Here is a 12512-nt window from a genome sequence, read left to right on the forward strand (position 1 = left end):
GCGGGGAAGGGAGCGGCGGGGAGAGGCCAGGTCCACCTGTCGGAGCCGGCCCTTGCAGTTCTTGCGTCGTAGCTTGCTGATCCTGGCGATCGGCTTTTCGGTTCTTGCACCTGGCGCGTACGCGCAATCGGCGCCCATCGAAATCCGCATGGTGGTGGTCACCGCGTTCGAAATCGGCGCGGACACCGGGGATCGCGCCGGCGAGTTCCAGGCCTGGGCCGAGACGATGCCCGAGGTCGTGCCGTTCCCGGCGGGCTTTCGCGACCTGCGCTACGATGCGAAACGCGGGGTGCTGCTACTCCATACCGGCATCGGCACCAATCGCGCCGCCGCGTCGGTGATGGCGCTCGGCATGGATCCGCGCTTCGACCTTTCGCGTGCCTATTGGCTGGTCGCGGCGATCGCCGGGGTCGATCCGGCCGCGGCTTCGGTGGGCTCGGCAGCGTGGATCGGCGACGTGGTCGACACCGATTACGGCTATGCGGTCGATCCGCGCGAGGCGCCGAAGGGTTGGACCAGCGGCATGTTCGCCCGCGGCCGCAACGCACCGTACGAGGCGCCGCGGCCGGACGCGCAATATAATCTCTTTCCGCTCAACAAGCCGCTGCGCGACTGGGCCTATGCACTGACCAAGGATGTGCCGCTCGCGGACGGCGACGCCCTGCGCCAATTGCGCGCGCCTTTGCGAAATTCCCGGCCGCGATCCGCCCGCCGCACGTGCTCAAGGGCGCCGAGGCGACCGGGCAGACCTTCTGGCACGGCACGCTCCTCAACGAGCATGTCCGCAAGTGGGTGCGCTACTGGACCGACAATGGCGAGCCGTTCGTGATGACCGCGATGGAAGATAGCGGCGTCGCGGGTGCGCTCGACATGCTGGGCCGCGCCGGCCGTGCGGACCCGGCGCGGCTGCTCGTGCTGCGCACCGGCAGCAACTATTCGGTCCAGCCGCCCGGGGTCGGCGCGGCGGAAAGCCTCACTGCCGAATCCAAGGGGCTTTCGGCACTCCAGCCCTCGCTCGACGCGGCCTTCCTCATCGGTGGACGCGTGGTCGACGAACTCACCGGCAACTGGCCGCGCTATCGCGACCGGGCGCCCGGGGAGGCGCCGCGACCGTAAACGCACGTCCGCATCAGGAACAACGACAGATCCACCCGCAAAAGCGGGGGTAGAAAAAACAGGGAGCACCACATGCGCAACATCTTCTACGCCAGCACCATCGCCATCGCGGCGTGCATCGCCGCTCCTGCGGCCTTTGCCCAGGAAACCACATCCTCGATCCGCGGCGTCGTGTCGGGCGAAGCCGGACCCGTATCGGGCGCCGAGGTGACGATCACGCACGAGCCCTCGGGCACCGTCTCGAACACGTCGAGCAATCCGGACGGCACGTTCAGCGCCTCAGGCCTGCGTGTCGGCGGCCCCTTCTCGGTGCGGGTCGTCGCCGACGGCTATTCGGACACGACGATCACCGGCATCCAGCTGACCGCCGGCCAGCCGCTGCGCCTGCCGATCGATCTGGTCGGTGCGGGCCAGGAGATCGTCGTCACTGCGCAGAGCAGCGGTGCTACCGAGCTTTCACCGGGCCCGATCACCTCGCTCAACCGCGAGGACATCGAAGGCGTGGCCAGCGTCAGCCGTGATATCCGCGACATCGTCCGTCGCGATCCCTTCGCCACGATCGATCCGGGCCAGAGCCGCGGCGTGATGATCGCTGGCCAGAATGCGCGGCTCAACAAATTCTCGGTCGACGGCCTTCGCTTCTCTGACAATTTCGGCCTCAACGTCGGCGGCCTGCCTACTGCGCGCGGCCCCGTGCCGCTCGATGCGATCGAACAGCTCTCGGTGAAGATCGCGCCGTTCGACATTTCGGAAGGCGATTTCCAGGGCGGCGCGATCAATCTCGTGCTGCGCTCGGGCACCAACCAGATCCACGGTTCGGCCTTCTACACCTATTCGAGCGACAAGCTGACCGGCGACCGGACGCGCCCGGGCATCGCCAACGCCACCGGCAAGATCAATCTCGACTTCACCAGCAAGAACTGGGGCGGGTTCATCTCGGGGCCGATCATCAAGGACAAATTGTTCCTCGCGCTTTCGTACGAGCGGCTCGAGGAAGGCACGCCGATCTCGATCGGAACCGCCGGCTTCCCTAATGTGGTCCCCAACCTAACCCAGGCGCAGATCGACCAGATCGGCTCGATCGCGGAGTCGGTGTACAATTACACTGCCGGTGGCGCGCAGAGCTCGACGCTGGAGACCGACGAGAAATATACGATCAAGCTCGACTGGAATGTCACCGACGGCCAGCGCCTCGCGCTGACCTATATCAGCAACGACAGCGCCAACGCATCGACCGCCGGCTTCTCGACCACCGCCGCGGCGTCGCCCGCGCTGGGGCTCGAATCGAACAACTACCGCCGCCCCGAAAAGGTGCGGTCGTTCGTCGGCCAGCTCAACTCGGACTGGTCGGACAATTTCCACACCGAGATCCGCGGCAATTATCGCGACTATGACCTGACCCCCGTGCCGTTCGGCGAGTTCGGTTTCAGCCAATTCCAGGTGTGCCTCGATCCCACCGCCGCCACCCAGCAGAACGGCGCGGCGAACACCAGTGCGATCGCCTGCTCGCAGGGCAGCTCCGCGGCGCCGGGCGCGGCGCGGCTCTATTTTGGTCCCGATCGCTTCCGCCACTTCAACTATGTCCGCACCAAGCAATATGGCGCCGACGTCGCGCTGCGCTGGGAACATGGCGACTTCTCGAACAAGCTGACGGCGGCCTGGAGCCATCTCGACGTCGCCAACGCATTCGCCTCGGACGCGCTCGGCACCTATTATTTCGACAGCATCGCCGACCTGCAGAATCGCCGCGCCAGCACGTTGACTCTCGCCGGCTCGATCACCGGCGATCTCAACGACGTGCTCGCCAGCTTCGCTTATGATCAATACACATTCGGCCTGCAGACCAGCTGGGATCCCACCGAGACGTTCAACATCACGCTGGGCGGCCGGGTCGATCTCTATGGCGGGCTGACCCCGCCGCCGCTCAACCAGTCCTTCTTCGACCGTTACGGCTTCAGCAATCGCGAGGTGATCAACGGCAAGTCGGTAATCCAGCCGCGGCTTTCGGCCATCTGGTCGCCTGCGCCCGAGTTGCGCATTCGCGGCGGCGTGGGACTGTTCGCGGGTGGCTCGCCCGACGTGTTCCAGGGCAACAGCTATTCAGTTGCCGGCGTGTATGGAAACTCGATCACGATCAACCGCAATGCCAATGGAACGTGCACGCTGCCGACTCCGACGATCTGCTCGGCGGCGCTCGACAATGTCGACGGGCGCAGCTTCTCGAGCGTGATCACCGACTATCTGGCGAACAACACCGGCTCGCTGAGCCTCGCCAACGTCAACGCGATGGATCCCGATTATCAGATGGAATCGACCTGGAAGGCGACGGCGTCGGTCGATTACAGTCCCGATCTCGGCTGGTTCGGCCGCGGTTGGAACATCGGCGCCGACTTCTATTACGGCTGGGTCAACAACGCGCCGATATATTACGATCTGCGCCTGCGCCAGATCGGTACCACGCCCGATGGCCGGCCGCGTTATGCGTCGCTGACCAGCGGTGGCAACACCGACCTGTATCTGACCAACACCAGCCGAGGCCACTCGCTGGTCGCGGTCGCACGCGTCGACAAGAGCTTCGACTGGGGCCTCAATCTCGGCGCGAGCTACACCTTCCAGGACGTGACCGACGTCAGCTCGATGAACGGCACCACCGCGTCGGGTACCTATGGCCAGAACGCGATGGTCGACCCCAACGTGGCCGCCTACGGCACCTCGATCTACCAGATCCGCAACAGCTGGAAGTTCAACGTCGACTTCGACCATGCATTTGTCGGCGACTACAAGACGCGGATCAGCCTGTTCGGCGAATTGCGCTCGGGCATTCCGTACAGCCTGACGATGAACGACCCCAATCTGCCGAACAGCCACTCGTCGGTGTTCGGCACCGCGGGCTCGTCGAACCGCTACCTGCTCTACGTGCCGGTCGCGGGCACCGATCCGATCGTGACCTATGACAGCGCGGCGACGCAGGCCGCGCTCGACAATTTCATCGCCGCCAATGGCCTCGAGGGTTATCGCGGGCAGATTCTTCCCAAGAACAGCCAGCGCGGCAAGAACTGGTTCAAGGTCGACCTCCACGCCGAACAGGAGCTCCCGTTGCCGGGCATCGACAGCATCGCCAAGGGCGCGCGCGTCAAGCTGTTCGGCGACATCGAGAACGTGCTCAACATGATCAACAAGGATTGGGGCTCGCTGCGCCAGGTCGCATTCCCGTATCTCACTTCGGTAGTGAACGTCGCCTGCGTCGCCGGGACCACCAACGGCGTGGCCAACCCCTGTGCGCAATACCGCTATTCGAGCTTCTCGAACCCGGCGGAAGACGTGCAGGGCCGTCCGTCGCTCTGGGCGGCGCGCGTGGGCGTGAAGGTCCAGTTCTGACGGATCGGGGCCTCCGCCGGCCACTCCGGCGGAGGCCGCCGACACCGCTGCGACCTTCGAGGGGCGCTTCTGAGCCTCGTCACGCAACGGATATCTGGCCGTTCGGAAAACGGTGGCCGCTTGACGGATCAAGACTGGACCCCTGATACAGTGCGTTCAGGCAATCCGGAGGGGCCAGATGCTGCGTCCGTGGAAATTGATGCTGGCGCAGCGGCTGCAGCCCGACAGCCCGACGCCGCTCTATATGCAGATCGTGCATGCGCTCATCCACGAGATTCAGCGTGGACGACTGCAACCCGGTGCCTTCCTGCCGAGCACGCGCGAGCTGGCGGAGGTGCTGGGCGTCAATCGCAAGACGATCGTCATCGCCTATGACGAACTCGTCGCGCAGGGCTGGCTCGAATCGCTGGGCCGCAAGGGTACGATCGTCACGGCGTCGCTGCCGGAGAGCGAAATGGTGGCCAGCGCCGGCGCGGCTCTGCCGACCACCTTCGAGCCCGAACGGCCGATCGCCTATCCGTTCCGCCAGCCGCCGGAACGGCCGATCGCCGTGCCCCCGGGGACTTGGCTCAAGCTCGATGAGGGCGCACCCGACGGAGGGATATTTCCCGCGGAACTGCTCGCGCGCGCCTATCGCAGCGCCGCGCTGCGCGCCTCGGCCGGGCGGCGGCTGCTCTATCGCGACCCGCGCGGCGCACCGCGCCTGCGCGAGAGCATTGCGGCAATGCTGCGAGGGCAACGCGGGCTGATGGTAGGACCGGAGAATATCTGCATCACGCGCGGCAGCCAGGCGGGCATCTTCCTTGCCGCGCGCATCCTCGCCCGTCCGGGCAGCGTCCTGCTTGTCGAGGAGCTTACCTACGAGCCCGCAATGGCTGCATTCCGCGCCTGCGGTACCCCGGCAGTGGCGGTACGGATCGATGCCGACGGGCTCGATGTCGAGGATGTGGAACGTCAGTGCCGGAGACAACGTGTCTGTGCGATCTTCCTCACCCCGCACCACCAGTTCCCGACCACCATCTCGCTGCGTCCCGATCGGCGGCTGCGGTTGCTCGAGCTGGCGCGGCAGTTCGGCTTCGCCATCATCGAGGACGATTATGACCATGAGTTCCGCTTCGAATCACAGCCGTTGCTGCCGATGGCGAGCTACGCGCCCGAGCATGTCCTCTATGTCGGTTCATTGTCGAAGCTGCTGCTGCCGGCGCTGCGCATCGGTTATATCGCCGCGCCTGAGCGCGTGATCGACTCGCTCGCTTATGAGGTCTCGCTGATCGACGGAATGGGCAACACGCTCACCGAGGAAGCCGCCGCCGAGCTGATCGACAGCGGTGAAGTGCGCCGCCACGCGCGCAAGGCGACGCAGATCTATGCGGGGCGGCGCGATGCCTTTGCGCGCGTCGTGCGGGAGCAGTTCGGCGACCTGGTCGACATGCGGCTGCCGCAGGGAGGGCTGGCGCTGTGGCTGAGCTTTCGCGACCATGCCGCGCTCGACCGAATCGAGCGCCGGGCTCCGGGTCTTGGGCTCAGCTTCGCCCCTCGCATTCTTATATGGCGCGTCCCGAGGCGGATCGCGGGCTGCGGCTCGGCTTCGCGAGCCTCGATCAGGCCGATGCCGCCGCGGCGATCGTCGCGCTGCGTCAGGCGGCGCTGCCCTGAGCAGCGCTGGACCCCTCGACTTTACAATTCTGGAGGTTTTGACCGGCTCAGTGCTGCGGGAGCATGTAATCATGCAATTCCCATCCGGCACCATCGAAGACCTGCGCGACCTGATCGCTCAATATCCATTGGCCTGGCTCGTCACCAGCGGAAGCGGAGTATTCGACGCTGTGCCGCTGCCGCTGCTCGCGGAAACCGATGCGGACGGCAGGCTCATGGCGCTGTTCGGCCATTGCTCGCGCGGCAATGCCCAGGTGGACGCGCTGCGTGCCGATCCGCGCGCGCTGGTGCTGTTCATGGGGCCTCAGGGCTATATGTCGCCCGGCCTGGTATCGCAGCCGCGCTGGGTGCCCACCTGGAATTTCGCGGTCGCCGCGATTACCGTCGATGTCGAGTTCGTCGAGGAAGAGACGCTCGACTCGGTCGAGCGGCTGACCAATATGGTGGAGGCGGACAAGCCCCGACCCTGGACGCTCGCCGACGCCGGCGACCGTATCGGCTCCCTGCTTCCGCGCATCATCGCGTTCCGCGCGCATGTCCGGGAGATCGACGCTCGCTTCAAGCTCGGGCAGGAGGAAAGCCCGGCCGTCGCCGCCGATCTCATTGCCGGAACGGCCGACACGGGACTGTCGGCATGGATGTGGCGGATGAACGCCGACCGACTGACCGGCCCCGCCGGAACAGTGCAGGAGAATTCGCAGTGACGACACCGGCATTCTCACGGCGGACCGTCCTCGGTGCCGGGCTCGGTGCGGGAGCGGCGATGCTGATGACCCGCGCTGCCTGGGCCGCCGCGACCGAGCTGGACCTGGCCTATGTCAACGCCCGCGTCTGGACCGGCGTGAAGGGCGCGCCACGCAGCGATGCGATAGGACTGGTCGGCAATCGCATAGCTTCATTGGGCAGTGCAGCGGTACGCGCAGGCACCGGGCGCAAGACGCGGACGATCGATCTGGGCGGCGCATTTCTGATGCCCGGGTTCATCGACAACCATACCCATTTCCTGCGCGGCTCGGCGACGCTGTCGCAGCCGAGCCTGCGCGACGCCGCCACACCGAAGGAGTTCACGCGCCGGATCGCCGAGGCGGCGAAGGCGTTGCCTGCGGGCGAATGGCTGCTCGGGGGCGCGTGGGACGAGCAGCTCTGGGGCGGCGAGCTTCCGAAGCGCGAATGGATCGACGCGGTGACGCCGAATACGCCGGTCGCGGTCGCGCGGCTCGATCTGCACATGTATCTGTGCAACGCGCTCGCGCTCAAGCTCGCGGGGATCACGCGTGACACGCCCGATCCTCCCGGCGGTGTCATCGTGCGCGATGCGAAGGGCGAGCCGACCGGCATCGTCAAGGATGGCGCCAAGGATCTGATCGAGCGCGCGATCCCGGCGCTCACCGACGCGCAGATCGACCGTACACTCGATGAGGGTGCCGCTTATGCGCTGTCGAAGGGAGTGACGCAGGCCCATGTCACCGAGCTCGATTGGATCACGCACAAGGCGCTGCGCCGCCGCCATTACAGCAGCCCATTGCCGATGCGCTTCTACTCCTTCGTACCGCTCAAGGACTGGGAGAAGATGGCGGCCGAAGTGAGGGCCGACGGCCGCGGCGACGACTGGGTGCGCTGGGGCGCGATGAAGGGGTTGATGGACGGCTCGCTCGGCTCCCGCACCGCCTTGTTCCGCGAGCCCTATTCCGACGATCCCGCCACGCATGGCATCGCGCTGGATACACCCGAGAAGATGGAGGAATGGATCAGCGGTGCCGACGCCGCGGGGCTGCATTGCACCACGCATGCGATCGGCGATCTCGCCAATTCCGAGCTGCTCGACATCTATGCCCGCGTGGCCAAGGCGCATGGAGTCCGCGACCGCCGCTTCCGCATCGAGCATGCCCAGCATCTCTCGCCTGCTGACATCCGGCGCTTCGCCGCGCAGAATGTGCTCGCCTCGGTCCAGCCCTATCATGCGATCGACGACGGCCGCTGGGCGGTCAAGCGCATCGGCGAGAAACGGCTGCGCGGCACCTATGCCTTCCGATCGCTGATCGACAGCGGGGCGCATGTCAGCTTCGGTTCGGACTTTCCGGTAGCGCCGATCGATCCGCTCACCGGCGTAGCCGCGGCAGTGCTTCGCGAGACGATCGACGGTGCCAATCCCCGCGGATGGCTGCCCGAGGAGCGCGTGACGATGGAGCAGGCGCTCCACGCCTATACCGCGGCCAATGCCTATGCCGGATTCCAGGAGGATCGGCTGGGCACGCTCGAGCCGGGCAAGATCGCCGATTTCGCCGTGCTCGATCGCGACCTGCTGGCCGAGGATCCCGAGAAGACCACGAGCACCAAGGTGCTGCGCACCGTGGTGGACGGAAAGCAGCGCTTCGGCGCCGAGGACTGAAACCGGAGCCCGGGGAGGGGCCGAGGAACACAATGAACGGGATGGACGCGAAAGCGCGGCATCTCTCAGGGACGGAAGGGGTAGATCAATGCGGGATCATTTGTTTCGCGCGGTGCAAGTCTCGTCGCTCGCGCTTGCTTTAGCGGGCACCGCCGGGACGGCACGGGCGCAGAACCAGGAAGTGCAGGCCGGGGCAAACGAGGAAATCGTCGTCACCGCGACCAAGCGGGAAGAGAATATTCGCCAGACTCCGCTCGCGATCAGCGCCGTCACCGGCGATCAGCTTGCCGCGGCCAATGCCAACAGTCTGGCCGACTATATCACGCGCATGCCTGGTGTGGTGTTCAACGACTATCAGCCCGGCATCTCGGAAGTCGTGATCCGCGGCATCGCGGCGACCACCTATCACGAGCAAGGCCAGACCACGGTCGGCTATTATCTCAATGAGATTCCGCTGGTCGAACCGGGTTTCCCGATCGGCATTCCCGACGTCGACACGTTCGACATCGAGCGCGTCGAAGTGCTGCGCGGTCCGCAGGGAACGCTGTTCGGATCGTCGACGCTCGGCGGTCTGGTCAACTATGTCGTCAAGACCGCGGATACGAGCAAGTTCGACGCTGCCGCCGAAGGTCTGGTCGGCTATACCAAGAATGCCGGCGAGGCGAACTACGCCGCCAAGGTGATGGTCAACGTGCCGGTGATCAAGGACATGCTCGCGGTGCGCGTGATGGCGCTGCAGCGTTTCGACGCCGGCTATCTCGACAATCCCGGCACTGGGGTCGACGGATCGAACGATTTCCGCACGCGCGGTCTGCGCGGCTCGATCGTGTTCACGCCCGGCACCTCGACGAAGATCACCTATCTCTCGACCTACCAGGACACCAAGCTCGACGATCAGACCTATCTCGATCTCGACCATCCCTATATCCGCAACACGCCGCGCGCCGAGCCGCAGGAAACCGACTTCTGGCTCAATTCGCTGCGGCTCGATCAGGAGCTTGGCTTCGGCAGCCTGACAGTGCTGGGCTCGATCATCGACAAGAACAATACGACCGTCTTCTCCTATCCCTATCCCTATGTGACCGGAAACGTGACCGGCGCCGGTGCAGCCTATTCGCTGGGGGACGCCGAAGCGCACATCAAGACGGTCGAGGCGCGGCTCGCGTCGGAAGACAGGGGCATGTTCCGCTGGCTGATCGGCACCAGCTACATGCGTGCGACCAAGTCCAGCTACGACCAGATCTTCCAGAAGGGCGCAGCGGCGTACATCAACGCGCATCCGGCCGATTTCGGCGGCTTTTCAGGTACGCAGCTCACGCCGGGCGATCGGCTCTACGGCTATCTCTCGGATACGGTGAATGAGGATTTCGGTGTGTTCGGCGAGCTCTCGATCCGACCGATCGACGCGTTCGAGATCAGCTTCTCGGGCCGCTATTATTCGAACCGCTATGAGGCGAGCGTGGTGAATCAGGCCGGCGCGCTGGGCGGCTATCCCGGTGGCTTCACGCCGACCGACAGCAGCGGCCATGTCAAGCATAGCGAGGACGGCTTCACCCCCAAGGTGACCATCACCGCGCGCCCGACCGGCGATTTCATGGCCTATATGACCTTTTCGCAGGGCTATCGCGTCGGCGGCATCAATCCCAATGCCGGATTGCTGCCGACGATCCCGGTCTCCTATGACAGCGATACGGTCAACAATTACGAGGCGGGCATCAAGTTCTCGGCCTTGCGCGACATGCTCTACATCGACGCATCGGTGTTCAGCATCGACTGGAAGGATATCCAGGCGCGCCTGTTCGGGCCCGGGCCGAGCTATTATTCCTATGTCACCAATGCCGGCGGCGCCAATGTCTCGGGCGTGGAATTCTCGGCGACGCTCCAGCCGACGCGAAACCTCTCGTTCGGCACCAACGTGACCTATCAGGACGCCAAGCTCACCGAGTTCCTGCCCGATACCTTCGCGGTGGGCGGGGGCTACGCCTCGGGTACGCCGCTGCCCGGCGCGTCGCGCTGGTCGGTGGCGAACAACGTCAAGTTCGAGCTTGCCGAGGTGCCGCTCCAGCCGAGCTTCGAGATCGCGCACCGCTATCTCTCCTCTGCGCTGGTCGCATTCGGCAATCCGAACACGCGCGGCAATTTCAACATCGTCGACATTCGCGCGTCGATCCTGGCATTCGACAGGCTGCGCATCCTCGCTTTCGCCAACAATGTGTTCGACAAATATGGGATTCTCAATGCGCCGTTCACGGCGCAGACAGCACCCGCCGGCTCCATCGTGCGGCCGCGCACGGTGGGCGTCCGGCTCGACTGGTCGCTCTGACCGCTCCTGCCTCCGCAAGGTGCCGCCTTGCGGAGGTTTCCTTCGCGCCGCATGATGGACGCTCGCCAATGAAGCGACCTTGCCTCTTCCTCGCCCTGGCGGCGGCCTGCCTTGCCGTCAGCTCTGCCGGGGCGCAGGAGCTTCCGCTCCAGCCCAGCCGCACCCTCGTCTTCACCGCGCGTGAGGCGACCTGGATGCAGCTCGACTTATCGCCTGACGGCAGGACGATCCTGTTCGATCTGCTCGGCGACATCTATGCGCTCGATGCTGCCGGCGGGGTTGCGCGGCCGGTGCTCACCGGCATGGCGTTCGAGCGAGACCCGGTATTCTCGCCCGACGGCAAGCAGTTCGCCTTCATCAGCGATCGCTCGGGAGTCACCAATCTCTGGGTGGCGAATGCCGACGGGACCGGCCTGCGTCAGATCTCGCAGGACACTTCGCTCACGCTTTATGCCGCGCCTGCCTGGTCGCCGGACGGCAAGAGCCTGTTCGTCTCGCGCGCGGTGCATGCAGTGCTGGCGTTCGAGCTGGTCAAATTTCCGGCTGCCGGCGGGGCGAGGAGACGATCGTCAAGGCGCAGCCCAACGGCAACGACGATTGGGACAATCGCGTCAACGCGATGGGAGCGGCGATCTCGCGTGACGGCCGCTATGCTTATTACGCCACTAAGCTCGGCCATACGTGGACCGAGAAGGACCCACCGCAATGGACTATCTCGCGGCGCGACCTGACCACGGGCGCCGACGAACCGTATCTGAAGCCGCTGGGCGGGGCGATGATGCCGGCGCTGTCGCACGACGGCCGGCTGCTGGCCTATGCCACGCGCGAAGGGACCAAGACCGGTCTTCGCCTGCGCAATCTCGAGACCGGCGAGGATCGCTCACTTGCCTTCCCGGTCGATCGCGACGGGCAGGAGGGCGGCTATTATGACGATTTGCTGCCGCGCTTCGTCTTCACTCCCGACGACAAGGCACTGGTGCTGAGCGTGGGCGGCGGGATCGCGCGGCTGGACATCGGCGGCGGCGCGGTAACGAGGATTCCGTTCGAAGCGCCGGTAAGGCTCGGCATCGCTGCCAATACCCGCGTCGAGCAGCGTGAGGAGATCGGTCCGGTCCGGGTCCGCGTGATCCAGGCGCCGCGCCTCTCGCCCGACGGCAAGCGGGTCGCCTTCACCGCGCTCGGCGGGCTCTATGTCCAGCCGATTGACAGCAAGGCGCCCCCACGCAAGCTGGTCGCCGCCGACGCATTCCAGCCGAACTGGTCGCCTGACGGGAAGACGCTCGCTTGGGTGAGCTGGACTGCAAGGGATGGTGGCGCGCTGTGGGTGATGCCGGCGAGCGGCGGCAAGCCGCGCCGATTGACCGAAGTGCCGGCCTTCTACACCGAGCCACTGTTCGCCGCGGACGGGAAGAGCCTGCTCGTGCTTCGCGCCAGCCAATATGATCGCAATCGCGTTTTCACCGAGATCGCTGCCGATCGGCCGACGGACATCATTCGCGTACCGCTGGCAGGCGGCGAGGGGGCACGATCGCGCACGCTTATGGTGCCCGCTCGCTGCAACAGACTCGTGACGGCCGCATCTGGTTCTACGGCCCCTCGGGTCTCCGCTCGGTAACGCCCGAGGGCGGGGCGATCCGGGATGAGGTTGCG

General features: G+C 65.6%; 6 protein-coding genes and 2 pseudogenes. All 8 read left to right on the forward strand.

What is annotated here, in order from left to right; all coding sequences use genetic code 11:
• The first annotated feature begins 148 nt into the window (after positions 1-148).
• A pseudogene (locus tag PIB19_RS21630) lies at positions 149-1116 on the forward strand (purine nucleoside permease).
• Between the two features lie 72 nt (positions 1117-1188).
• Positions 1189-4494 carry a TonB-dependent receptor gene (locus PIB19_RS21635; protein ID WP_271238980.1) on the forward strand — a complete coding sequence of 1102 codons (3306 nt, stop codon included), beginning with the start codon at positions 1189-1191 and terminating at the stop codon, positions 4492-4494.
• Positions 4495-4738: 244 nt separating this feature from the next.
• Positions 4739-5914 (forward strand): annotated as a pseudogene (locus PIB19_RS21640) (aminotransferase-like domain-containing protein); the annotation flags it as partial.
• Positions 5915-6221: 307 nt separating this feature from the next.
• Positions 6222-6854 carry an FMN-binding negative transcriptional regulator gene (locus PIB19_RS21645; RefSeq protein ID WP_271241055.1) on the forward strand — a complete coding sequence of 211 codons (633 nt, stop codon included), beginning with the start codon at positions 6222-6224 and terminating at the stop codon, positions 6852-6854.
• The gene (locus tag PIB19_RS21650; protein ID WP_271241056.1) at positions 6851-8539 is read left to right on the forward strand and encodes an amidohydrolase; all 1689 of its coding nucleotides are present in this window, start codon (positions 6851-6853) and stop codon (positions 8537-8539) included. The genes PIB19_RS21645 and PIB19_RS21650 overlap by 4 nt, the downstream gene beginning before the upstream one ends.
• 88 nt (positions 8540-8627) lie before the next feature.
• Positions 8628-10862, forward strand: a complete 2235-nt coding sequence (locus PIB19_RS21655) for a TonB-dependent receptor (protein ID WP_271238981.1) — start codon at positions 8628-8630, stop codon at positions 10860-10862.
• A 68-nt stretch (positions 10863-10930) separates the two neighbouring features.
• Positions 10931-11593 (forward strand): TolB family protein, encoded by a 663-nt coding sequence (locus PIB19_RS21660; protein WP_271238982.1) that lies wholly within the window; start codon positions 10931-10933, stop codon positions 11591-11593.
• Entirely contained in the window at positions 11482-12477 is a 996-nt protein-coding gene (locus PIB19_RS21665; RefSeq protein WP_271238983.1) for a hypothetical protein, read from the forward strand. The genes PIB19_RS21660 and PIB19_RS21665 overlap by 112 nt, the downstream gene beginning before the upstream one ends.
• Positions 12478-12512 lie beyond the last annotated feature (35 nt).

This window comes from Sphingomonas sp. 7/4-4 (genome assembly GCF_027941955.1).
Lineage (GTDB): Bacteria > Pseudomonadota > Alphaproteobacteria > Sphingomonadales > Sphingomonadaceae > Sphingomonas.